Raw genomic sequence first — 23510 nt, forward strand, 5'->3', positions numbered from 1 at the left:
TCGCCTGCCCAGTTCGAACAGTACCTGGCCAACCGGGAGTTTGTGATGACCGGCAAAGGAAATCGTCCTCGCCCACAGCCAACAGCTGGTCCGCGCACGCAGACCCAGGCTGGCGCTGCGGCCGGCATTTCCAATCGGCTGGAGCAGGTGGTAGGCGGCCTCAACAACGGGCAGCGCGACGCTGTGCGCCAGTACGCCGAGACGCTGGTGCGGGACCGGGACCAGTACAAGGACGCGGCAGTGGCCCAGTTTGAAAACAACCTCAAGCCCGCCCTTTCGCCTGCCCAGTTCGAACAGTACCTCGCTAACCGGGAGTTCGTGATGACCGGCAAAGGAAATCGTCCACAAGCTGCAACTGGCCCACGCACACAGGCCGAGTCTGCCAGTGCCATTGTGACGCGTATCGAGAGAGGCCTAGGTGGCCTTAACAACGGGCAGCGCGATGCTGTGCGCCAGTACGCCGAGACGCTCGTACGGGACCGGGACCAGTACAAGGACGCGGCAGTGGCCCAGTTTGAAAACAACCTCAAGCCTGCCCTTTCGCCTGCCCAGTTCGAACAGTACCTCGCTAACCGGGAGTTTTATCTCACTGGTCGTGGCCAGAGAACGAAGTAGCTGGAGTTGAAGTAGAGGTGTTTAAAACGCTTCAAACTACTGCGCTCAGTTCTCGTGTGCTAGCAGTAAACGCAGTATTGCCACTTCTTGCTCCGGTTGCACTTAGCCATAAAAAAAGCTCCCTCCTGCATAGGAAGGAGCTTTTTTTATGGCTAAGCACATCAGGATTTCGCCTTCAGGACGCTAATAAAAAGTCCAGGGAATTTGCCGGCCTGATTTGCAGTAGCTTTACAGCGCGGCCTCTGCAGCTAGGTCCACTGTGCCACTTCCAGTTCACTTCGTTGGAAAACTGGCCAACGTAGTCTTTCATTCTCTTCTCATTCTGCACGCCTCCATAATGCTCTCAGAACTAACCAATGGCTTTGGTAAAGTATATCTAACCATTGACTACGACGCCGCCAACCATTGGGTCTGCAACAACTGGATAGGCTATCAGACATACACCGGCGTTATTGCCGGAGCCGATGCCTGCCTGTTTCCGATCCGGGACAACAGTTGTCCCTACCTGCTCAACGACAACCGGCAGGTGCTGGGCCCCTGGGACCACGCCGTGGAATGGATTGCAACAAACTGGGCACCCCGCGCCATAGAAGCGGGTCTTACGCATTTCGCTCATATTGTCAGCTCCGAGTCGTTAGCTGCCAGTTCCGCGCAGTCTATGTTTTTGGGCATTGGTGGCCGCCTGCACATGCGCATGTTCAGTGATGCAGCAGAGGCCCAACAATGGCTTCGTGAGGCCCAGCAGCAAGCTAGCCAAGGCTAAAAGAGTTGTAGCAGACTTCAGCCAGCTAATCCTGACAGCAGACTGCGACCTACTCATTGGTATCGTCAGTTGTAAAGCATAAAAAAAGAGCCTGATCAAATAGATCAGGCTCTTTTTGCAAGCAGACTCCGCAGAGTACTACTTGATTTTCTCTACGATGCCTTTGAAAGCAGCCGGGTGGTTCAGGGCGAGGTCGGCCAGAACTTTACGGTTTAGGTCGATGCCAGCCTTCTTGAGGCCGCCCATCAGCTGCGAGTACGACATGCCATGCTCGCGGGCACCAGCGTTGATACGCTGAATCCAGAGGGCGCGGAACTCACGCTTCTTAACCTTACGGTCACGGTAAGCATAGAGCAAGCCTTTCTCAACGGCATTCTTGGCAACGGTCCATACGTTTTTGCGACGGCCATAATAGCCTTTCGCCAAACGCATAATCTTTTTCCGACGGTGGCGCGAGGCCGCGTGGTTGACACTTCTTGGCATAACCAGTTTTTTTTGGCGGCCGGCGGCGGGTTTAGTGCCGCATCTTTTATTTCAGCCGGACGCCTGGTGAAAGAATTGGAAATTGAAAAGCAGGAAGCAGAAGACTGACAGACTAATCGGGCACCTCTGATTCCAAATCTTCAATTAAATCGTAAGCATGTCTTTTACGCGGTTCATATCGGCCGAGCTAACCAGACCAACGTGCGTAAGATTACGCTTCTGCTTGGTGGTTTTCTTGGTCAGGATGTGGCTCTTGTAAGCGTGCTTACGCTTGATCTTGCCAGTACCGGTCAGCGCGAAGCGCTTCTTGGCACCGGACTTGGTTTTCATTTTCGGCATTGTGGTGATGAAAAAAAGGTGAAAAACTGCGGCGGTCGGCTGCCTAGGGCCGGTGCGCCAGCGTACAATGGGGCCAAAGCCCCGCAAAAACTATTCAGTCGGTGTTTCGGCCGAAGCAGTAGCAGCCGGAGCTGCGGCAGCGGGCTTTGCCTCTTTCGGGGCTTCCTTACCGCCTTCTTTCGGAGCAGCGGGCTTGCTGGCGGGCTTTGTCGGTACAATGGCCTTGGGAGCCAGATACAGGAACATGCGCTTGCCTTCCAGCTTGGGCAGCTGCTCTACTTTGCCAAGATCTTCGAGAGCCTGAGCAAACTTGAGCAGCAGGATTTCGCCCCGCTCCTTAAACACGATGCTACGGCCTACAAAGTGCACGTAAGCTTTGATCTTGGCACCTTCGCGCAGGAATTCCTGGGCGTGTTTGAGTTTAAAAGCAAAGTCATGGTCATCGGTGTTGGGTCCAAAACGGATTTCCTTGATGACAACCTTGGTTTGCTTAGCTTTTAGCTCGCGGGTCTTCTTCTTCTGCTCGTACTTGAATTTCGAGTAGTCGATAACGCGGCACACGGGCGGCACAGCCGTGGGCGAAATTTCCACGAGGTCAAGGTTCTGCTCCTGAGCAAAGCGCCGAGCCTGCTCAATCGGATAGATACCTTGTTCGATGTTGTCGCCAACAAGACGGACTTCGCGGGCCGTAATCTTTTGATTGATTTTAAACGGCTCCTCGACCTGGGCGCGAGGAATATAACGGCGGTTGGGGGTTGCTATGGCTGTTTTTCCTTTAGGTGGACGTCGGTTTTAGCTAGGATTGATAAGACACGGTGGGTGCCTGGTGGGTTCAATCAGCGTGCGAATATCCGGCATTTTTTCTGAACGCTCAAGAAAGCCTATATAAAATTGCCGAATGAGTTGGTCTTTTCCCGTCGGTCGGGTGCCCTGGGCGGGCCTTTCCTTGGAGCCTCCCAACGCAAACTGGCCCCTGCTACATGACGCAGCAGAGGCCAGTTCTTCAACAACGAAACGGGTAGTTGGGCTAGTTGCCGTCCATCATGGTTTGCACCTGCTGCTGGAAGTCAGCAATGAAGGCCCCGATGGGCATGGCCCCCACGTCGCCCTGGCCGTGGCGGCGGATGGAAACGATGCCCTCGGCCTGCTCCTTCTCGCCCACGATGAGCATGTACGGCACCTTGGAAACCTCGGCGTCGCGGATTTTGCGGCCGATTTTTTCGTCGCGGTGGTCTACGGTGCCGCGCATGTCGGCCTGCACCAGCTGGTCGTAGACCTGCTGGGCGTAGTCGTGGTACTTCTCCGAAATGGGCAACACGGCAAACTGCTCGGGCGAGAGCCAGAGCGGGAAGTTGCCGCCGCAGTGCTCGATAAGCACGGCCACGAAGCGCTCCAGCGAGCCAAACGGCGCCCGATGAATCATCACGGGACGCTGGCGCGAGTTGTCGGGGGCCACGTATTCAAGCTCGAACCGCTCAGGCAGGTTGTAATCAACCTGAATGGTGCCCAGCTGCCACTTGCGGCCAATGGCGTCGCGCACCATGAAGTCGAGCTTGGGGCCGTAGAAGGCGGCCTCGCCTAATTCCGTGACGGTGCTCAGACCTTTCTCGGCGGCGGCTTCGATGATGGCGCGCTCGGCTTTCTCCCAGTTTTCGTCGGACCCGATGTATTTGGCTTTGTTTTCAGGGTCGCGCAGCGAAATCTGGGCCGTGAAGTCAGGGAAGTCTAGGGCTTTGAGCACGTAGAGTACGATGTCAATCACCTTCAAGAATTCCTCCTTCACCTGGTCGGGGCGGCAGAAGATGTGGGCGTCGTCCTGGGTAAAGCCGCGCACCCGGGTCAGGCCATGCAGCTCGCCGCTTTGCTCATAGCGGTACACCGTGCCGAACTCGGCGAGGCGCACCGGCAGGTCACGATACGAACGGGGTTTGCTCTTATAGATTTCGCAGTGGTGCGGGCAGTTCATCGGCTTGAGGAAGAACTCCTCGCCGGGGTTGGGCGTCTTGATGGGCTGGAACGAGTCGGCGCCGTACTTTTCGTAGTGGCCGCTGGTCACGTACAACTCCTTGGAGCCGATGTGGGGCGTCACGACGGGCTGGTAGCCGGCCCGCAGTTGGGCGCGGCGCAGAAACTGCTCCAGCTTCTCGCGCAGGGCCGTGCCTTTAGGCAGCCAAAGGGGCAGCCCCGCTCCTACTTTCTCGGAAAACGTGAATAGCTCCAGCTCCTTGCCCAGCTTGCGGTGGTCGCGGCGCTTGGCTTCTTCGAGGCGCTCCAGGTACTCGGTGAGCTCCTTGGCTTTGGGGAAGGTGATGCCGTAGATGCGGGTGAGCTGCTTGTTCTTCTCGTCGCCGCGCCAGTAGGCCCCGGCCACATTGAGCAGCTTCACGGCCTTGATGGGCGACGTATCGGGGATGTGCGGGCCGCGGCAGAGGTCGGTGAAGTCGCCCTGCGTGTAGAAGGTGATAGAACCGTCTTCCAGGCGCTCCAGCAGATCCAGCTTGTAGGGGTCCTGCTTTTCGGTGAAGTAGGCAATGGCATCGGCCTTGCTCACTTCTTTGCGCTCGTAGGTGCTTTTCTTCTTGGCCAGCTCGAGCATCTTCTTCTCGACTTCCGGCAGGTCGTCGGTGGAAATAGTGTGGCCTTCGCCCAGGTCGATGTCGTAGTAGAAGCCGTTTTCGATACTGGGGCCGATGCCGAGCTTCACGCCGGGGTACAGGGCTTCAAGGGCTTCGGCCAGCAAGTGGGCCGAGGAGTGCCAGAACGTGGACTTGCCATCCTGGTCGTTCCAGGTCAGAATGGCTACTTCGGCATCCTGGTCAATGGGGCGGTGCAGGTCGCGCACTTCGCCGTTGACGCGCACGCCGAGGGCATTGCGGGCGAGGCCTTCGCTGATGCCGGCGGCAACGTCGTAGCCCGTGGCGCCATCTACAAACTGGCGCACCGAGCCGTCGGGGAGGGTGATGTTAAGCATAAAAAAGAGGGGAAATAATGGCTATACAAACAGCCGTGAGTGCGCAAGTTAGAAGTTTCTAGCGGCTCTCGACCCTTCCAATGCCACAATTCCGCCTATTGGCAAGGGCGCTAAAACCCGGACAAGGGGCGCTGCGGACTGATGGGCTCCACCGCCTCCACGGCCGGACGGCGCACAGGAGTTTCATCCACGACGATGCCGCGGGCCCGGTTGCTGACTTTCCAGGCTTTGTAGGTCCAGTGGCGGTTGCCGGGGTTTTCCTGCACCAGCAGGCGGTATTGATCGGCCGCTTCAGGGTAGCGTCCCAGGCTTTCAAAACTTTCGGCCAGCATCTGGCGGGCACCGGCCAGGCGCGGCGAGCGGCGTAGGGCCCGCTGCAGATGCGGCACTACTACGGCATAGCGGCGGGCTTTGTAAGCTGCCAGCCCCAAGCGGTAATCGGCGCGGTAGAACGTGGTATCAAGCTGCACGGCGCGGGCGTAGATGCGCACGGCGCTGTCGGGTTGGTTTTGCAGTTCGAACTGGCGGCCGTAGTCGTACCAGAGCGGGCCGTAGGTGGGGGCTGCTTTCAGGCCGCGGGCCGCATACACGGCGGCGTTGGCGGGCTGGCGGTAGGCATTCGACAGAAAGGCCAGCTGGTGCAGGGTTTCAGGCTGGCGCGGGTCGCGGGCCAGGCTGGCGCGCAGGTAGTCGAGGGCCTGAGCGGTGTCCTGCAGCCCGATGTAGGCCATGCCCTTGTAGAACAGAGCCGCGGTGTGGTCGGGCTCCTGCTGCAGGGCGCGGTCCAGGTAATCGACGGCGGTCTGGTATTCGCGGGCGGCCAGATGGGTTTCGCCTACCAGCAAGTTCAACTCGGCGGAAGCGTAGCCACGGCGGGAAGCTACGTCGGCGGCGGCCAGGGCACTGCGCAGCTTGCCCTGAGCCCGCAACGCCCGCGCTTTAATAAAGTGAAATTCGCCCTGGGTGTCGTCCAGCCCCAAGGCCTCGTTGATGTCACGCAGGGCTAGCTCTAGTTGGCCGGCATCGAGGCGGAAGGCCGCCCGACGGGCGTAGAGTGAGGCATTGCGGGGCTGCCGGGCAATGGCGCCGTCCAGCTCCTGAGCCTGGATGTGGGGCCCGCTTTGCACTGTAGCCAGGTTCACCATGGTTTCGGGCTGGTCGGGCGCGGGGGTGCCGCAGGCCGTCACCAGCCCGGCGGCCAGTGGCAGCAGCGGCCGGGCAGCTCGCCGCAGGAAAGCAAAGGCAGAAAGAAAAGCAGGCATCGGGGGCAAAGATACACAGCCGACTGTGGCAGTTGGCGGCCCAGGCCCCGCTCCTACTCTATGCCCCGCATATGGCGCTGCACCTGCTTCACCAGCCGGCGGTTGAGCTGGGTGAGCAGGTTGCGGGAGCGGCGGCTGACTTCCAGCTCCTCGGCCGTGACGGGCGTCAGGGCCACGGCATCCTGCAGCGCCGCCACGGCCTGCCGGTTGTGGCCCTGGTTGAGGTGTACGCGGGCCAGGTCGTAGGCGTACTGAATCTGCTGGGGGTCGAGGGTATGCGCGGTGGTGAGGGCATCCAGGGCCGCGCCGGTGCTGGCCCCGCCCGGCATGCCGCCCAGAAAAATTCGGCTGAAAATCCGCTCCAGGATATTGTAATGATCCACGCGGTAGTGCCAGCGACCCAGCAGCTGCCAGGCCGGCGCAAAATCGGGCCGCTGCTGCACGGCCAGAAACACGTGCGGCTTCATCACTTTATAGGAGAGCAGCCGGCTGCGGGCCGTGAGCAGCGTGGCCTGGTTGGCCAAAGCCAGGGCCTCGGCGTAGTTGCTTTCAGCGCCATTGGGGCGCACTACCAGGGCCCGGTTGGCGTAGAGCCGGGCGGCAGCGAAGTAGGCGGTTTTGCGGGTATCGTCGGTGTAGCGCGCCCCGATGCGGACGCTAAGCACGGCAGCCTGCCACAGTGCCTCGTAGGTAGCCGGGGCCAGCGCCAGCACCTGCTCATACTTGCCCAGCGCCTCCGACTCCTTGTACTGGGCCTGCAACGCCTGCGCTTCGGCCAGCAACCGCACCACCGTGGAAGGCGGCGGCGTTTCGAGGACGGGCGCCGGCCTGGGTTTGGGCTTGCGGAACTGTGCCGCCACTGGCACCGACCACAGCCCCAGCAGCACACTCACCCACAAAATCATTCGGCCAAACGGCATACTCGTTTCCTGCTAGCGACAATCCGGACGGTAAAGCTGCGGGTTTTCGGGCTATAGCTCCAAATACCGGTTGGCACCAGCCAGTTTCCTGAACATCAAAACGCCCCACCAACAGCGTTGGCGGGGCGTTTTAGAATTGAAAAGCGCGTCACAGGCTTTTGCGCTTCTGCTACGCTAAAATAGCTTGAGCTGCGACTTGGGCGTTTTAAGAATAGCCTGGGCCTGCGCAATGTCGGCCTCCGAAATGTCCACGTCGCCGCTGGGTTCGGGTAATGGCTGCTCAGGCGAAGCCGGGCTGGCCGAAGCCGGCCGGGGCAGCGTGGCCGGGCCAACTTTGCGCTTCACTTCGCGGCGCTCGGGCTCGGGCCCTTCATCGGTGAGCAGCGCGAGGCTGTGGATTTTGAAGTAATTGAGCTTGTTGCCCATGGCCTTCCAGCCTTTCACGTCGATGAACTCGTGCAGGTTGATTTTCTCGGTTTCCTTGTCAGCCTTCTTATCGCGCTGCAGCTTCACCTCCACTTGCGGCTCGGGGTTCGCCGTTACGGCCAGCATCCGGGAGCCTTTGGTTTCCGAAATAAAAGTGAAGCGCTTGGCCACCGTGCTGGTTTCAATCTTGAACCGCTTCACGTAGTGCACCTTGGTTTCACCCTCCATGTACACGGTGCTAAGCACGGTATCGGGCTCCAGCTTGCGCAGCAGCACAATGTTGGGCACGTCGAAGTGAATGGCCGGGTCGGGCGCGGTCAGCTCGTAGGAACCGTCCTTGAACACGACCAGAATCGTATTATCGGTGTCGAAGGTGCCCAGGTAGCGGCCGTGGCCGGCCGTGTTGAGGCGGCCCACCACCGAGTCGAAGAACACCTCCCGACCGCCGAGCGTGGAGTCGCCGAGGCTTTTCTGGACTATTTTCTTGATGGGCTGCTTGGTAACGATGTTGCCCATCGAGCCCTTGCCTTTGATGGCCAGCTCGGCAAAATCGAAGTCGAACTGCTTCACGCGGGCCGGCGCCTTGTCGGACAGCTGAATACCCACAATTTCCGACTCAGAGTTGGGGTTGGCCGTCAGGTAGAGCGTTTTGGTGCCCTTGGTGCCTTTGGTCAGGTCGTATACTTTGTCGCGGGTGATGCCCGTGACGAGGAAGCGCTTGGCGAAGCTGATGCCCGAGGCGCCGTCCTGGTACACCATGTTGTACACCAGCCGGTCGTCGTTTTTATTGTAGACGCCCACGTGCAGGATGTCTTTGCCCACAAAGGTCTTCTCGGCGATTTTGGTGACCGTGAACGTGCCGTCGCGGCGGATGGCGATGATGTCGTCCAGGTCCGAGCAGTCGCATACGGTTACGGCTTTCTCGTCTTTCTTGAGGCCGTAACCGATGAAGCCGTCGGTGTAGTTGACGTACAGCTTCTGGTTGGCCACGGCCACTTTCTGAGCCGTTACCACGTCGAAGGTGCGCAGCTGGGTTTTCCGCTCGCGGTTCTGGCCGTACTTTTTCAGCAGCCCCTCAAAATAGTTGACGGCATAGCGCGTGAGGTTCACCAGGTGGTCAGCTACCTCAGCCAGCTCGGTTTCCAGGCGCTGGATGTACTCCTCGGCCTTGAAGCCGTCGAACTTGCTGATGCGCTTGATGCGGATTTCGGTGAGGCGCGTGAGGTCGTCCTCGGTGATGGCGCGGCGCAGCACAATGCGCGCGTCATTGGCTTTCTCCTTCTCCCCTTCGATGCGCACAAACTTGCGCAGCCCGGCGTCAATGGTAGCCAGAATGTCTTCCCAGGTTTCGCACTCCTCGATTTTGCGGTAGATGCGGTTTTCAATGAAAATCTTCTCCAACGAGGCCGAATGCCACTTTTCCTGCAGTTCGTCCTGCCGGATTTCCAGCTCCCGCTCCAGCAGCCGCACCGTTTTCTGGGTGCTGAGCTTGAGCATATCCTCCACCCCCACAAAGCGCGGCTTGTCTTCGATAATCACGCAGGTGTTGGGCGAAATGCTGATTTCGCAGTCGGTGAAGGCGTAGAGCGCATCCATGGTGAGGTCGGGGCTCACACCGGTAGGCAAGTGCACCTGGATTTCCACCTCGGCGGCCGTGTTGTCGACCACCTTCCGGATCTTGATTTTATTGGCCTCCGAGGCTTTCACGATGCTTTCCATTAGCGCCGTGGTGGTGGTGCCGTACGGAATGTCGCGGATGACCAACATGGTCTTGTCGGCCTTCTCGATGGTGGCACGCAGCCGGATTTTGGCGCCACGCAAGCCGCCATTATAGTTGGTTACGTCGCAGAGGCCGCCGGTTGGGAAGTCCGGAAACAGCTGGATTTCCCGGCCCCGCAGCACATCAATACTGGCCTTGCACAGCTCGCGGAAGTTGTGGGGCATGATCTTGGTGCTCAGGCCCACGGCAATGCCCTCCACGCCCTGCGCCAGCAGCAGCGGAAACTTCACGGGCAGCGTGGTGGGCTCGCGCTTGCGGCCGTCGTAGCTCATCTGCCACTCCGTGATGTCGGGATTGAACACCACGTCCAGCGCAAACTTGCTTAGGCGGGCCTCAATGTAACGCGGGGCAGCCGCGCCGTCGCCGGTCCGGATGTCGCCCCAGTTGCCCTGGGTTTCAATCAGCAGGTCTTTCTGGCCCAGGTTCACCATGGCGTCGCCGATGCTGGCGTCGCCGTGCGGGTGGTACTGCATGGTTTGCCCGATGACGTTGGCCACTTTGTTGAAGCGACCGTCGTCCATTTCCTTCATGGCGTGCAGAATGCGGCGCTGCACCGGCTTGAGGCCGTCCTCGATGGCCGGTACGGCGCGCTCCAGAATCACGTAGCTGGCATAGTCCAGAAACCAGTTCTGATACATGCCATTCACGGTGGCCACGTCGTGGATGGTTTCGCCGGGGGCAAACTTGGGCTCTTCCTCGGCTTCCTCAGCTGGCGCAATCGGCTCCGGCTCGGTCACGGCGTGCACATCGGCCGAGGACTCAGCCAGCAACAGCTCGCCGGCTTCGTTCACGACCGAAGGCGCGGCCTCCTCGGCCGGCGTGGCCCCAAATTCCAGCGAGTCGCCGGCACCGAACAGGTTTTCCGGCTGCTCTTCGGAATCAGGGGTCTGGGGGTTGGTTTCTTCTGACATGGGAATTGTTGTTCTTGTACCTCTCTCCGGGGCTCAGGCAAACGCCCGAAGGTTAAATTTTTCAGAGATGCGCGTCATGCTGAGCTTATCGAAGTACCTCTACCGCTTAGTTGCAGAAGCATTGGTTAGCCAGCGGTAGAATTGCATTGACAAGCTCAGCAGGACGTTCTACGATTACGCCAGGTCTTCCTCGGCCACTTCGGCCAGCGGCAGCACGTCAGACGTAATCAGGTCTTTTTCCAGGCGCAGGTTGTCGATGATGAACTCCTGGCGGGCCGGCGTATTCTTGCCCATGTAGTAGGTGAGCACCTGCTGAATAGAGCGGTCAGACTGCAGAATGACAGGTTCCAGCTTGATGTTGTCGCCGATGAACTTGCCAAACTCATCGGGCGAAATCTCGCCTAGACCTTTGAAGCGCGTGATTTCGGGGTTGCGGCCCAACTGGCGCATGGCGGCCTGCTTTTCCTGCTCGGTGTAGCAGTAGATGGTGGTTTTCTTGTTGCGCACCCGGAACAGCGGCGTTTCCAGGATGAACACGTGGCCGTTGCGCACCAAGTCGGGGAAGAACTGCAGGAAGAACGTGAGCAGCAGCAGCCGGATGTGCATGCCGTCCACGTCGGCATCGGTGGCAATAACCACGCGGTTGTAGCGCAGCCCTTCAATGCCTTCCTCAATATTGAGGGCGTGCTGCAGCAGATTTAGCTCCTCGTTTTCATACACAATCTTTTTCTTCAGCCCGAAGCAGTTCAGCGGCTTGCCGCGCAAGCTGAATACGGCCTCGGTTTCCACGTTGCGGCTCTTAGTGATGCTGCCCGACGCCGAGTCACCCTCGGTGATGAACAGCGTCGTCAGGGCTTCGGCGTCCTGCTTGCCTTCGCCGAAGTGGAAGCGGCAGTCGCGGAGCTTGCGGTTGTGCAGGTTGGCTTTTTTGGCGCGCTGGTTGGCCAGCTTTTTCACGCCGGCCATGTCCTTTCGCTCCCGCTCGTTCTGCTCGATGCGCTTCTTGAGGGCTTCGGCGGCCGCCGGGTTTTTGTGCAGGTAGTTGTCGAGGTGCTCTTTTACAAAGTCCAGGATGAAGCCGCGCACCGTGGGGCCGTCGGGACCCATATTCATCGAGCCCAGCTTGGTTTTGGTCTGGCTCTCGAACACCGGCTCCTGCACCCGCACCGAAATAGCGGCCACAATGGAGCCGCGGATGTCGGTGGCGTCGTACTCCTTTTTGTAGAACTCGCGCAACGTCTTCACCACGGCCTCGCGGAAGGCCGCCAGGTGCGTGCCGCCCTGCGTGGTGTACTGCCCGTTCACGAACGAGTAATACTCTTCGCCGTAGTCGTTGCCGTGCGTCAGGGCCAGTTCGATATCCTCGCCCTTGAGATGAATGATGTCGTAGCGGCGGCTGTCCTGGTCGATTTTGCGGGCCAGCAAATCCAGCAGGCCGTTCTCGGAATAGTACTTCTGGCCGTTGAAGTTGATGGTCAGGCCCGCGTTCAAATACACGTAGTTCCAGATCTGGTTTTCCAGGTATTCCGGAATGAAACGGTAGTTGCGGAAGATGGAATCATCGGGCTGAAAGGTCATCAGCGTACCGTTGCGCTGGCTGGTTTTCACCGGCTTAGGGTCGCTGGTGAGCATGCCCTGAGTGAACTCCGCCGACTTCATCAGCCCTTCGCGCACGCTCTGTACCAGAAAGTAATTGCTGAGCGCATTAACCGCTTTGGTACCAACCCCGTTTAAGCCCACAGATTTCTGGAAGACCTTGGAGTCGTATTTGCCACCCGTATTGATTTTGCTCACCACTTCCACCACCTTTCCCAGCGGAATGCCGCGGCCGTAGTCGCGCACCTGCACGCGCTGGTCGGATATCTTGATTTCGATGGTGCGGCCGTGGCCCATCACGTATTCGTCGATGGAGTTGTCAATCACCTCCTTGACCAGCACGTAGATACCATCGTCGTAGGACGAGCCATCCCCGAGCTTGCCGATGTACATGCCTGGCCGCAGCCGGATGTGCTCACGCCAGTCCAGGGAACGAATGCTGTCCTCGGTGTAGCCGTGGTCGGGGGTAGTGGCGGGTACTAGTTCTTCAGCCATGAAATCTGGAAATCGAAATTTGAGGTAAAATAACACAGAAAACCGGCGGTTTCCGCGCGCTTATTTCGCTAGCGAAGTTAGCAAATACTTGTTTCAAAACCCAGCCCGGAGCCTGTTCGTTCCCGGCTAACTTGCCAATAAGCGGTCTGTTTGGCCGTTATCCGCTTCTCTCATTCCCATTTTCTTTAGCAAATGTTTCCTCCCGCTACTCAACATCATTTACCACCTTCCGGCCACAAACCCAGCCAGGAAGTCCGGCAGACTCCCGTTGTTCAGTTTGCCTTTTTTATTCTGGGGGCAGTACTGTTGGTGTATTCGCTGAAAGTATTGGATGATATTCTGCTGCCGCTACTGTTCTCGGCGGTTTTCACGCTGCTTTTGCTGCCGATTTGCCGGTGGCTGGAAGCGCGTGGCGTACACCGTATTCTGGCCATCATTCTGTGTTTGCTGCTGCTGCTAGCCATTTTTGCCGGCTTTATTATTGGGTTTGGCTCGCAGCTCACGCAGTTCCAGAGCGAGATTCCGAAGCTGCAGGTGAAGATGATGGAGTTCTTCAACAACGCGCAGGAATGGGCGCATTCCAAGTTCGGCTACCAGCCCATGAGCATTGAGGAGGTAAAGGAAACCTCCATCAAAGCCCTCAAAAAGTCGGGCGGCTCCTACCTGGGTACTACACTCAACACTACCTCGGCGGTGCTTGGCAACCTGGCGCAGGTGCTTATCTATATCTTCTGCTTACTGCTCTACCGCGACCATCTGCGGCAGTTTATGTTCCGCTTCGTGGCGCCAGACAAGCGCACGTCGGTGCTGCATACCGTCGATAATATTCAGACGGTAGTGCAAGCTTACATTTCGGGTCTGATCAAGGTGATTATCATTGTGGCCGTGCTCAATGGCATCGGTCTGCTGGTGCTGGGCGTGAAATTCGCCATCTTCTTCGCCATTTTTGCCTCGGTGCTGGCCATCATCCCCTATATCGGCATCCTGATCGGGGCTACCATTCCGGCCATTATTACGCTGGTAGAAACCGGCTCGCCGGTGCAGGCAGCGCTGGTAATTGGGGTATTTGTGGTAGTACAGTTTCTGGAAGGCAACTTTATTACGCCCATGATTACGGGCTCCCAGGTGAGCATCAACCCACTAGCCGCCATTCTGGCCCTGATTCTGGGCAACGAGCTGTGGGGCACGCCGGGCATGATTCTGAGTATTCCGCTGATGGCCGTGATTAAAGTGGTGCTGGACGCCAACAAAACCACCGAGCCCTGGGGCTTCCTGCTCGGCGACACCGCCGACGGCGAGGACTCCGCCAAGCCTGGCAACCAGGAACCCGGCGGCCTGCGCAAAATCTGGAACCGCGTCACCAACCAAACCTGACGCGCCTCTGGCCGAAGCAGCCAGTTTAGCCAGATAAAAGTTGTTTGTGTTACAAATCGAGGGTGTAGGTGTCTGTGGTTTCGGCCGTAGCACCGAAGCCCTCTTTTTGATTTAAAAGCCCCGAATTCAGCACGCCCTGCACCGTAGATATGCCGAATGACAGGCGCTGATAAGTGGGCTGCTTGAGGCGTAGCACGGCCGCCAGCACGGCATCTACAGCTCCTACCTGTTTGCCAGTAGGGCTGCCTGCAATGTACTGCGTATGCACAAACCCCTGCCGGGTATCCTCAAACACCAGCACGCCACCTACCACTGTTTCGGCCAGGCGGGCCACCCACAACTCCAGGTTCGCCGGATTCTGGTCGCGCAGCCGGCAGATTTCGGCCAGGGTGTGCACTGGCCGGCGGTTGTGGTTTTGCGCCAGATTATCAGTCAGCAGTTCCCAGAAGGCTGCGTAGTCGACGTCGGCAGTGGTGCAGCTTACGGCTACGCCGTGGTGGCGGGCCTTGCGCAGGTTGCCGCGGCGCCAGGTGCCAATCCGGAACGGGCGGGTCAGGTCGATGACCGAGTTCAGCTCGCGGGCGGCTAGGTGGGCGCCTTGCTGGTGCAGCCAGAACAGCACGGCATCGGAGGGCTGCCGGCAGAACACGCGGGGCACGGGCTTCAGCAGCAACTGCCGATATCCTGCCGCCTGCCAGGCCCCTCGCAGCGCATCCAGCCACGCCAGAATATCGAGGGTCTTTACTGATTCAGTGGTTACGAGTCCGCCGTAGGCCAGGCCTGGGTGCGCTATCAACAAGGCCGGAGTGGCTGTATCGCGGGGCCGGCCAGCCACAAATACGGCCTGCAGCCGCGAACCCTGCCACACCAGCCACGAGCAATCCTCGAACCGGTCCTGGTGATAGTTTAGATAAGAGCGGCGAAACAGAAACGGACCGTTGGTGGAAGCACCAATAAACGCGTCCCAGGCAGCAGTGTGGCCGGGGTGATACTGCTCTACCCGGATGGCCGCCGGCAGCAGGCCGCTCATCGGGGTTGCGGAATTAGAGTGGCCGTGGGTGCCAGCGCCCGGAACGTGGCATAGTCGCGGATGTAGCTGGCTTCAGAGTAAGGCTCTGATACCAAACATAGCAACACTGCCTGCTCATGAAAACGCACCGTGCGCCAGTAAAGGCCGGGCAGATAGAGGCCGAAGTCGGGGCGGTCGAGCACGAAATGCTGCTGCTGGCCGGCAGGAGTTTCCAGCGTTATGTCCAGGCGGCCACCAACAGCCACCAGTAGCTGCTGCAAGGTATGGTGGGCATGGTGGCCACGCTGCACTTGGTTGGGAGTGTGATAAATCCAGTAAGACCGCGCAACGGTAAAAGGCAATAGGCCAGCAGACGCCACGCTAACCGTGAAGCCGCTTTCGGCGCTGCCGATGCGCGGCAGCGGCAGCAGACACGGTACTGAATAGACGGCGGGCGTCGGGAGCATAAAAGCGGAAAGGCAAAACTGCCGGCAGTACCAGCAAACTAATCAGCCAAAAGTAGTGCTTCTGTCTTTGTTATGCCACGCACGTAGCTGGGTAACGCAGGCACTGCTTGCCTACTAACTGGCACAGCAGGCCAGAATTTTGTTCAGCTTACGCACAACTCCTCTCCCGGCACCCTAGTATACTTACTCAGTTTCCACCTGCTTGACCTGCTTGGGCAGGGCTCGAAATTTTCTCCCACCTAAATTCAAACCAACATGGCTGCTATTACCGGCGAAACCGCACGCGCATACAACGACCTCGTAGAAATCAATAAAACGGCTGCCAAAGGCTATCAAGAAGCTTCCGAAGGCGTATCCAACGCTGAGCTGAAGTCCAAGCTAAGCCAGATGAGCCAGCACCGCGCCCAGTTTGCCGCTGAACTCACACAGCACGCCCAGCAATTAGGTATTCAGCCCGACCAGGAAAGCACCATTGAAGGTGTAGTTGCCGAAGCCGCCGCTGCCGTACACCGTGGCTGGATCAATATCAAGTCGGCCGTAACAGGCCAGGATGATTCGGCTATTCTGGGCGAGTGTGAAACCGGCGACTCGGTGGCACTGCAGTCGTACGAAACAGCGTTGAAGTCCAACGAACTACCCGCGGATGCCCGCGAGGTAATCCAGAAACAGCACGGCGCAATTCTGTCAGACAAGAATTGGGTAACGCAGCAGAAGGCAAGCCGCTAACAACTTGCTTGCATAGCACAAAAAAAGCCCGCCTTGTGCGGGCTTTTTTTGTGCAGGCTGCCGGGCAGAGCCCGGTAAGGTGGCGCGTGCAACCTTCCGGCCGTGTATCTTTGTTACCAATCAGCTTAGCATCGTTTTTTACCTGATATCGCGCCGCTTTTGTACGCCATCATTGACCTTGAAACCACTGGGGGCCAGCCCACGCAGGACCGAATCACTGAAATAGCCATCTTTATTCATGATGGGGAAAAAGTGGTGGACCAGTTCGACACGTTGCTCAACCCAGGGCGGCCCATACCGTTTTTTATCACCCAGCTCACGGGCATCAGCGACGAGATGGTACGGGACGCGCCTAAATTTCATGAGGTGGCCCGCAAAGTAGTAGAAATGACAGAAGGGTGCGTGTTTGTGGCCCACAACGTGCGGTTCGATTACTCGTTTTTGAAGAAGGAGTTCGGCGACTTGGGTTATACTTACTCACGCAAGACGCTCTGCACCGTGCGCCTGAGCCGCTCACTTATGCCGGGCCAGCCCAGCTATAGTCTTGGCAAATTGTGCCAGAATATTGGCATTCCACTGCACGGGCGCCACCGTGCCGCCGGCGACGCGGCGGCCACGGCCATTCTGTTTGACCGGCTACTGAAAATCAGCCAGCAGGAAGAGGCCTTAACGCAGCCTGGCCTGTCGCCTGCTGATACGCTGGCCGCTGTAGATGCCAATGCCCCCGCGGGCCGCCGTCCGGTGCCGGCCCGCAGCACGAGTGCTACGGGCAGTGCCGCCACGCCGGAAACAGTGGTAGCAGTACCTACCAAGCAGCCTTCGGCCCGCAAAGTAAAAGCCGTGCAGGAAGCTATTCGCACGGCACTGCTGCCGCCCAATATCACGCCCGAGAAAGTAGCTTCGCTGCCCCACACAGCGGGCGTGTACTACTTCCACGACGAAAAGGGCGAGGTGATTTATGTGGGCAAGAGCATCAATATCTACAAGCGGATTCAGCAGCACTTTGCCATCGACTACAAGTCGCGCAAGAGCATTGAGTTCAAGAATTCCATTTCGGATATTACCTGGGAGCTAACCGGCTCGGAGCTGGTGGCGCTGCTGTATGAGTCGCACGAAATCAAGCGTCTCAAGCCGCTCTACAACCGCAAGCTGCGCCGCTCGGTGTTTCCGGCCGGCATCTTTCTGCGCACCGACGAGCAAGGCTACAAACGCCTGTACTACGGCCGTGCCGACGACCATAGTGGCTCGCATCCGCTGATTGCTCTTGGCAATCAGTTTAAGGCAAAAGGCTTTCTGTTTCATAAGGTGTCTAAGTTCAACCTCTGCCAGAAGCTCTGCGACCTGTACAAAACCAATGGTTCGTGTTTCGACTACCAAGTGCACCGCTGTAAGGGTGCCTGCCTGGGGTTGGAGCCCGCAGAAGAGTACAATAAGCGCGTAGAAGAGGCCATTGAGAGTTTCACGTATGAGCACGGCTCGTTTGTGGTGATTGGGCCAGGCCGCCGCGACGACGAGAAAACGGTAGTGCTGGTGGAACATGGCCGCTACCTCGGCTTCGGCTACGTGGATACCGAAACCTTCTCGGCAAGGCGTCTGGAAGACTTTAAACAGGTGATTACCCGCTACAACGACAATAAGGATGCGCAACAGATTATCCGCCAGTACCTGCGCACCAAGCACAAAGACAAAGTGAAAGTTTTCAAATAAATAGGCTCACTTCAGATACTTCCTTAGCTCCGTCTTACAGGCGGGGCTTTTTTGTGCCTAGCACCTGCTTAGCAGCCATAACAGGTAGCCTTTTCAAGCAACGCAGAAAATAAAAATCACCTCGTGCAAAGCTCGTCAGGATAGAACCTGTATATTCAGTTACTGTCGGCTTTGCATTCAATCTGCCTATTCTTATAAGTACCCATACGCAGGAAATGGCCTGATTTTTTATTGATGCCTGTTACTATGGACAAGCTGCTATACCCATTCCAGAAATCCTTATATTTTCACAGCAATCTGGCCATCATCACAGAATACCCCGGGCATTATGTGCAAATAGAATGGCAGCCAGTTCCCATGATCAGCAGTGGCCTGCGCGAGGCGTATGAGCAGCTGCTGCAGCTGCTGAAGGAGTCGCAGCTAAGTAAAGTATTGTCTGACCACCAGATGATGCCGGCTATTATGCCCCTCGACCAGGAATGGCTGGCGGCCGACTGGGCACCGCGCGCGGTGCGGGAAAGCAGCTACCGCTACTGCGCTATCATAGATTCCCATGATGTATATAACCATTTAAGCACAAGTGAGGTGGCACGCCGTGTTCAGCGCAATTCTCCTCTGCTCGTGTCCCACTTTCCGGATCCTGATTCAGCAACGCGGTGGTTGCTCAGCAGCGCATCTGAAAAAAGCTAAAGGCTTCCGACTATGCGCGCCCCTCACGGCCACTGCATCATACCAACGTTGTTGAAGTAGCGCACAGCACAGGGCAGGATGAAAAAGTGGCCTGCGGGGAAGCAGGCGTACGTAGTGCCCAAGCCGGGCAGCTAGTATAGCCGGTGGCGGAGCAGCCAGCCGGCCGCGTCAAACTCGTTGGCTGCCGGGCGGTATTTTTCCACTTTTACCGCGCGCGGCAAAGACAGTGTGCTACCGTCGCCACTATCGAAAACGGTAGTACGGGTGTGTGAGGAAGGAGATAAAACGGAGTTGCGTACCACGTCCTGCCCGGCGCCGTCATAAATTCCGACGCTTATACCTGTCGGTGGTAGCGCTTGCAGCTCAAATACGTCGTTGCCACCCAACCCAAAGAGTTTCAAAGTGCCTGTTTCTCCTACCTGAAAAGTACGCTGGCCTATCAAACTATCGGGCCGGGCCGAAAAGCGCTGATATACCTGTACCCGTACCTGCGCTGGTTTCGGAACGTCAATCACAAACCGCTCCGGCTGGTCGGTGCCTGGCAGCTCCACATTGCGCGCCAATAGGGTATAGAACTTATCGGCTACGGCCGGCAGTTGGGCTCTTCGGCTGTTGAGCTTCTGCTCGAACTCCTGCCCTACCAGTCCATATACTTCCCTGGGCCACACACTCAATGCCTGCTTCACGACTGCCGGCGAAAGCTGCTGCTGCAGCGAATCGGCAACTTGGCGAAAGTCTTCGCGGGAGAGATACACCAGCAACGATTTATCCATTGGCTGAGCGGCCCGGTTGAGGCCTTCTACATCGGAGAGCCGAATCTGCTTGTCAAACGTCTGGTAGTTGGACTTCACCCAGCCAATAATATGCGTGAAAAAACCGTCGTTGAATTTGAAAAACGCGTGGTCCCGGTCACGCGGAATAGGCCGGTAGCGGATGTCGCCGCCCGATACCGCAAAGCTGGCCCAGCGCCACTGGTCTTCGCGGCGGCTCCAGTCGCCGAGCCACATGTCAAACAGGCGGGCCCGCAAGTAGCGCCGGGCATCCACTTGAAAACGAGGATTATTGAGCAGATTGACAAACACTTTACGGGAGCTTTCCACATGGCTGGAATTGCCGAAGCTGGCTACCATACGCTGGTCGCCTTCGGGCCGCTCTTCCAGCAAGTACAGCGCATTGGCGAAGCTCTTGCGAAACTCACCCAGGTCCGGGTCGTCGGCTATATATACTAGGCGTGGATTGGTGTGGTACACACCAGCAGCCTGTGCCAACCGAGGCACGATATACGCCCCATACGGATTGATGACACTGGTCTGGTCTTTCATCAGCCGGCCTACAGGACCGTTCTGCAAGCCCTCTGGTAAGGCTTTGGTGGCATCTTTGTCTACGGAGCGCAACACGTACTGCACACCGTTTCGGTCTACTAGGCGCAGGTTTTTGGTTTGAAAAGACCCGCCCTCCTGCACCGGTTTCAGGCCCCCGGGCACAGCCTTGCGCAACTGCACGATGGGCACCGTAACGGGCAATGCCCACAGTTCGCGGTAGTGCTTGCCCCAAAAGAAATTATGCAGGCCCGAGCGTTCGTATTGTGGGCCGGCGGCCACCTGTACCGTGGAGTCTGACAGCACCCGTACCGGGAGCTTAGCGGGCGGCGCTGCAGGAGCCGAGCAGGCATGGCAGAGCAAGGAAGCGGTGCACACCCCCCCAGCAATTCGGCTGCGGAAATTCAAGACAAAAAACGACACGCGGTAAACCGAATAAGATGATAGCCGAACAGACAGCCGCCCTTATAGCGTAAACCCGGGTGTAGGGGTTGGCTGCCACCTCCGGCCACTGCCTATCCAAGGTCTTGCCTAACTACTGCCGAGTCTCTACGTTCAAGGACTCCAGCCGCGCTTTCCGCTCCGCATGATTTCTCGCTACGCCCTTCCTGTTCTTTTGCTGACTGCCGTTAGCTGCACCCGCCACCCCTTTTTTCAGGCCGATGCCCGGCTGGATACTACCTCGCTTCAGCCGGGGGCTGACAGTGCCCGGGTTACGGCTGGCCGCCACTACCAGCGCGGAACTCTTGGCCGGTTTTTTTTAGGCCGACATCATCGGCCGGCCTGGGTGCAGCCTGTTATGGTCCCCGTGCTGGACCTGGCTACCACTGTGCCGGGCGGGCTGCGCGCCGGCAAGGTAGGTGGCGGCTTTCAAACCATCAGCATGACCGTGGTGGGCGCTGATGGCCGTGGCTATGCCTTGCGGTCCGTGGATAAAGACCCGTACCGCACCCTTCCCAAAGTGCTACGCCAAGGGTTTGTGCTGGGCCTAGTGCGTGATGCCACAGCCGCCGGCCACCCCTATGGCGCTTTTGTGGTGCCCCCGCTGGCTGAGGCTGCCGGCCTGCCGCACACCAACCCAAAGCCCTATTATATTCGCCCCGACGAGTCTGGGTTGGGCGAAGCTTCGGAGCGTTACCGGGGCCGGGTAGTACTGCTGGAAGAAAAGCTGGAAGGGAAGCAGAACATTGCCGGCCGCCTGCCGGGCGCTACCGAGCTGGAAGAAAGCGGCAGCATGCTGGCGGAGCGCTACCAATCACCAAAACACCGGGTTGATGAGGCCGCCTTTTTACGGGCTCGTTTACTTGACCTTCTGCTCGGCGACTGGGACCGGCACGAAGGCCAATGGAGCTGGGCGGCATACCCACAGGTGGATGGCCGTACGCGCTGGGTGCCCGTCCCGCAAGACCGTGACCAAGTGTTTTTTCGGTTTGATGATGGCTTGATTTCGTGGCTGGCCAGCAAAGCAGTAGCCAAGTTCCGCACCTTCGGGCCGCGTTACCAGAGTATTGAGGGCTACACTCGCAATTCCCGCTACATCGACGAGCACGTGCTGACCGAGCTGGACCGCGCCACCTATCTGCGTACGGCCCGCGACCTGCAGCGCCGCCTGACAGATACCGTTATCGAGCAGGCGGTCCGCCAGGGGCTGCCTCGGGAGGTGTATCAGCAGGAAGGCACCGAGATGGTAGCCGCCCTCCGTGCCCGCCGCGACCAGCTGCTCCAGGCCGCCGCCGACTACTATAACCTGCGGGCTGAGTCCGTGCTGGTGGCGGGCACTGATGCAGAGGAACGGTTTGTGGTGGAGCGGCTTACTGACTCGACTACCGTGGTGTCCGTGTACGAACTCGAACCGCCGGCCAAGCGCCCCGATTCGTTGCTCTACCGCCGCGTGTTTAACCCGGCCGAAACTCACCAAGTGCTACTGCACGGCCTCCAGGGCGACGACGTTTTTGAGCTACGCGGCACCGTACGCCGCAGCCCTTTCATTGACATTTATGGTGGCCCCGGCGAAGACCAAGTGCGCGACAACTCCCGCGTAGCCGGCCTGCGCCGCAAAACCCGCTTCTACGACACTGGCCGCAACAACGATTTCGAGCCCGCCCCCGAACTCAAGGACAAAACCTCGCACGGCGTCGAAAGCCACGCCTTCGACCGGGACGGCTCGGGCAGGTGAGCCGATCTTTAACTTAATCTATTAATCTATCAGCACACAACCGCCAACACTCTTGGATAAAAACACATTATCCCAGGAGTGTTGGCGGCCGGCTTTCGCGCTTTTTTCAGATCTGCGCGGTAGTTGGGGCTGGACTACTGTGCTGTACGATACGCTAGGTTATCCAGTGAAATCCGAAAGGTCTGGGGAGACTCTTCATAGCCAATGGTATAACTGGCGGGATAGTACCCCGCCCGCTGAAAGGCCTGCGGCTGCCGGATAGGCGTGGTTTCGACGCGACGACGACGCAGGTACGCCTCCGTAAACATAGGCTCCATAAAGGTCAGGTTGCCATTGTAAGACCCGTAAATGAAGGTCTTGGTGAATACGCCGCCAGGTTGAAACTCATCCGATAATACATCCACCCAGTGAGCTCCCATATTTGGCACCAACCCCGGCGTTTGGATATACGCCGGGGCAACGTAGCGGGGAGCCAGCGGCAGATCGAAAGCTGGCGGCGCCAGAAACGGAATGGTAGCCTGAGCGGCCGAGCTGATCATGTAGGCGTGCAAATCAAAATGTGGCAAAGTATAGATTCCATCCGGCTCATGCCCCTGTGGGTTCCACCCTAACTCGATATGGTCGAAGGGAGGTACCTGTATCTGACGTGGCAGCTGAAATATATATTCTCGGGGCTCAGAGCCCTGGTTGAGAGCCGCGCGGGCCGATATGTCGACACCAAAAGCCAGAGGCTGCTTTCGGCTGCCCATTATCACCCAGGCGCGGCCTACGCCTTGGCCCATGGGTACGGCCGGGCCATAAAACGTGGTATTTCGCTCTTCTCGGGAATCAGCTGTGGCCGTAACACTGGCAGCCGGCTCTATAGCATCTTGCTCAGAACAGGCTGGCACCAGAGACATTAGGCCTACAGCCGTCACAAGCCGCGCAAGCACTACTGGTACATATGTGAGCTTTTTCATTGAATTGAGGGAGTTAGGAAGTGAGAATACTTCGGCAGGGTGCAGCCCATTTGCGTACCTGTGCGCCGCACTATCAAGCGCTGCTTCTCCGAAGTACCGGGCGTTCCTGGTCCGTAGTAACCGCCAATTGGATTGGCACAATGCCAGCTTCTGCGGGCCCCCAGCCACGTCGGCACCATGCTGCGGGAGCACCGCCAGCTTACCGGAAGTCGGTGAGCATACGGCGGCTAGGCAGCACGGCGGTGGCTGGCCATGGTGCAGAAAAGCGGACATACACAGCGCGGCCACGCGGCCGGCTTCCGTCTGCAGGATGATGCATTTAGCTACTCGCGGGGGTGGCCCTACCCGGGTGGTCACTACAGCGGCACCAAATACATAATTAAATATATAATATTTTTAATTAATTCAACACAAGAAGCTTCCCATAAAATAAGGGCGTCCGGACTACTGCTGACTTAGCAGGAATCCGGACGCTCGTAATTGCACTCGCAAACCCAAGTTGCGGAAGAGCCGCATAGCGGC

Annotated in this window: 18 protein-coding genes and 1 pseudogene; 7 read left to right on the plus strand and 12 right to left on the minus strand. The window is 58.3% G+C overall.

Annotated elements, in window-relative coordinates:
• Together H8B14_RS14300 and H8B14_RS14305 are read left to right on the plus strand one after the other, a co-directional pair.
• Positions 1–615, plus strand: a 615-nt coding sequence (locus H8B14_RS14300) for a hypothetical protein (protein WP_187316337.1), incomplete at its 5' end; no start/stop codon positions are given.
• 337 nt (positions 616–952) lie between these two features.
• On the plus strand, positions 953–1378 hold the full coding sequence (locus H8B14_RS14305; RefSeq protein ID WP_187316338.1) for an STAS/SEC14 domain-containing protein: 426 nt from the start codon (positions 953–955) through the stop codon (positions 1376–1378).
• A 138-nt stretch (positions 1379–1516) separates the two neighbouring features.
• Here H8B14_RS14305 and rplT read toward each other — a convergent pair whose 3' ends face one another.
• The 8 genes and pseudogenes from rplT to H8B14_RS14345 form a co-directional block, all read right to left on the minus strand.
• Positions 1517–1861, minus strand: coding sequence for a 50S ribosomal protein L20 (rplT, locus tag H8B14_RS14310; RefSeq protein WP_044017736.1), 345 nt, complete (start codon positions 1859–1861; stop codon positions 1517–1519).
• A 144-nt stretch (positions 1862–2005) separates the two neighbouring features.
• Positions 2006–2200, minus strand: a complete 195-nt coding sequence (gene rpmI, locus H8B14_RS14315) for a 50S ribosomal protein L35 (RefSeq protein ID WP_187316339.1) — start codon at positions 2198–2200, stop codon at positions 2006–2008.
• 204 nt (positions 2201–2404) lie between these two features.
• Positions 2405–2962: pseudogene (gene infC, locus H8B14_RS14320) on the minus strand (translation initiation factor IF-3); the annotation flags it as partial.
• Positions 2963–3227: 265 nt separating this feature from the next.
• Complete coding sequence (gene thrS / locus H8B14_RS14325; protein WP_187316340.1) at positions 3228–5171, minus strand: threonine--tRNA ligase; 1944 nt, start codon at positions 5169–5171, stop codon at positions 3228–3230.
• 110 nt (positions 5172–5281) lie between these two features.
• On the minus strand, positions 5282–6433 hold the full coding sequence (locus tag H8B14_RS14330) for a tetratricopeptide repeat protein (protein ID WP_187316341.1): 1152 nt from the start codon (positions 6431–6433) through the stop codon (positions 5282–5284).
• A gap of 53 nt (positions 6434–6486) precedes the next feature.
• On the minus strand, positions 6487–7353 hold the full coding sequence (locus H8B14_RS14335; protein ID WP_187316342.1) for a tetratricopeptide repeat protein: 867 nt from the start codon (positions 7351–7353) through the stop codon (positions 6487–6489).
• 174 nt (positions 7354–7527) lie between these two features.
• Entirely contained in the window at positions 7528–10470 is a 2943-nt protein-coding gene (locus H8B14_RS14340) for a DNA gyrase/topoisomerase IV subunit A (protein ID WP_187316343.1), read from the minus strand.
• Between the two features lie 174 nt (positions 10471–10644).
• Positions 10645–12561, minus strand: coding sequence for a DNA topoisomerase IV subunit B (locus H8B14_RS14345; protein WP_187316344.1), 1917 nt, complete (start codon positions 12559–12561; stop codon positions 10645–10647).
• A gap of 192 nt (positions 12562–12753) precedes the next feature.
• On the opposite strand from H8B14_RS14345, the gene H8B14_RS14350 reads away from it, so the two are divergent.
• The gene (locus H8B14_RS14350) at positions 12754–13935 is read left to right on the plus strand and encodes an AI-2E family transporter (protein ID WP_187316345.1); all 1182 of its coding nucleotides are present in this window, start codon (positions 12754–12756) and stop codon (positions 13933–13935) included.
• 49 nt (positions 13936–13984) lie between these two features.
• Here the strand turns inward: H8B14_RS14350 and H8B14_RS14355 are convergent, their stop codons facing one another.
• Both H8B14_RS14355 and H8B14_RS14360 read right to left on the minus strand, forming a co-directional pair.
• Positions 13985–14965, minus strand: a complete 981-nt coding sequence (locus H8B14_RS14355; protein WP_187316346.1) for a GNAT family N-acetyltransferase — start codon at positions 14963–14965, stop codon at positions 13985–13987.
• Positions 14962–15411 (minus strand): sugar 3,4-ketoisomerase, encoded by a 450-nt coding sequence (locus tag H8B14_RS14360; RefSeq protein ID WP_187316347.1) that lies wholly within the window; start codon positions 15409–15411, stop codon positions 14962–14964. The genes H8B14_RS14355 and H8B14_RS14360 overlap by 4 nt, the downstream gene beginning before the upstream one ends.
• 255 nt (positions 15412–15666) lie before the next feature.
• On the opposite strand from H8B14_RS14360, the gene H8B14_RS14365 reads away from it, so the two are divergent.
• The 3 genes from H8B14_RS14365 (at position 15667) to H8B14_RS14375 (ending at position 18534) form a co-directional block, all read left to right on the plus strand.
• Positions 15667–16137 carry a PA2169 family four-helix-bundle protein gene (locus H8B14_RS14365; protein WP_187316348.1) on the plus strand — a complete coding sequence of 157 codons (471 nt, stop codon included), beginning with the start codon at positions 15667–15669 and terminating at the stop codon, positions 16135–16137.
• A 159-nt stretch (positions 16138–16296) separates the two neighbouring features.
• The gene (locus H8B14_RS14370; RefSeq protein WP_187316349.1) at positions 16297–17844 is read left to right on the plus strand and encodes an exonuclease domain-containing protein; all 1548 of its coding nucleotides are present in this window, start codon (positions 16297–16299) and stop codon (positions 17842–17844) included.
• Positions 17845–18090: 246 nt separating this feature from the next.
• On the plus strand, positions 18091–18534 hold the full coding sequence (locus H8B14_RS14375) for a hypothetical protein (RefSeq protein WP_187316350.1): 444 nt from the start codon (positions 18091–18093) through the stop codon (positions 18532–18534).
• Between the two features lie 131 nt (positions 18535–18665).
• Here the strand turns inward: H8B14_RS14375 and H8B14_RS14380 are convergent, their stop codons facing one another.
• Complete coding sequence (locus H8B14_RS14380) at positions 18666–20231, minus strand: hypothetical protein (RefSeq protein ID WP_187316351.1); 1566 nt, start codon at positions 20229–20231, stop codon at positions 18666–18668.
• 208 nt (positions 20232–20439) lie between these two features.
• Here H8B14_RS14380 and H8B14_RS14385 point away from each other — a divergent pair, with 208 nt between their 5' ends.
• Complete coding sequence (locus H8B14_RS14385; RefSeq protein ID WP_187316352.1) at positions 20440–22029, plus strand: hypothetical protein; 1590 nt, start codon at positions 20440–20442, stop codon at positions 22027–22029.
• Between the two features lie 134 nt (positions 22030–22163).
• Here the strand turns inward: H8B14_RS14385 and H8B14_RS14390 are convergent, their stop codons facing one another.
• Positions 22164–22580, minus strand: coding sequence for a hypothetical protein (locus tag H8B14_RS14390; RefSeq protein WP_187316353.1), 417 nt, complete (start codon positions 22578–22580; stop codon positions 22164–22166).
• Positions 22581–23510: the final 930 nt, after the last annotated feature.

The sequence above is a fragment of the Hymenobacter puniceus genome (assembly GCF_014333525.1).
GTDB lineage: Bacteria > Bacteroidota > Bacteroidia > Cytophagales > Hymenobacteraceae > Hymenobacter.

Bases quoted from the DNA above. Each gene is read 5' to 3' on its own strand.
- H8B14_RS14305 (WP_187316338.1), top strand. From the start codon at position 953: ATGCTCTCAGAACTAACCAATGGCTTTGGTAAAGTATATCTAACCATT.
- rplT (WP_044017736.1), bottom strand. From the start codon at position 1,861: ATGCCAAGAAGTGTCAACCACGCGGCCTCGCGCCACCGTCGGAAAAAG.
- rpmI (WP_187316339.1), bottom strand. From the start codon at position 2,200: ATGCCGAAAATGAAAACCAAGTCCGGTGCCAAGAAGCGCTTCGCGCTG.
- thrS (WP_187316340.1), bottom strand. From the start codon at position 5,171: ATGCTTAACATCACCCTCCCCGACGGCTCGGTGCGCCAGTTTGTAGAT.
- H8B14_RS14330 (WP_187316341.1), bottom strand. From the start codon at position 6,433: ATGCCTGCTTTTCTTTCTGCCTTTGCTTTCCTGCGGCGAGCTGCCCGG.
- H8B14_RS14335 (WP_187316342.1), bottom strand. From the start codon at position 7,353: ATGCCGTTTGGCCGAATGATTTTGTGGGTGAGTGTGCTGCTGGGGCTG.
- H8B14_RS14340 (WP_187316343.1), bottom strand. From the start codon at position 10,470: ATGTCAGAAGAAACCAACCCCCAGACCCCTGATTCCGAAGAGCAGCCG.
- H8B14_RS14345 (WP_187316344.1), bottom strand. From the start codon at position 12,561: ATGGCTGAAGAACTAGTACCCGCCACTACCCCCGACCACGGCTACACC.
- H8B14_RS14350 (WP_187316345.1), top strand. From the start codon at position 12,754: ATGTTTCCTCCCGCTACTCAACATCATTTACCACCTTCCGGCCACAAA.
- H8B14_RS14355 (WP_187316346.1), bottom strand. From the start codon at position 14,965: ATGAGCGGCCTGCTGCCGGCGGCCATCCGGGTAGAGCAGTATCACCCC.
- H8B14_RS14360 (WP_187316347.1), bottom strand. From the start codon at position 15,411: ATGCTCCCGACGCCCGCCGTCTATTCAGTACCGTGTCTGCTGCCGCTG.
- H8B14_RS14365 (WP_187316348.1), top strand. From the start codon at position 15,667: ATGGCTGCTATTACCGGCGAAACCGCACGCGCATACAACGACCTCGTA.
- H8B14_RS14375 (WP_187316350.1), top strand. From the start codon at position 18,091: ATGGACAAGCTGCTATACCCATTCCAGAAATCCTTATATTTTCACAGC.
- H8B14_RS14385 (WP_187316352.1), top strand. From the start codon at position 20,440: ATGATTTCTCGCTACGCCCTTCCTGTTCTTTTGCTGACTGCCGTTAGC.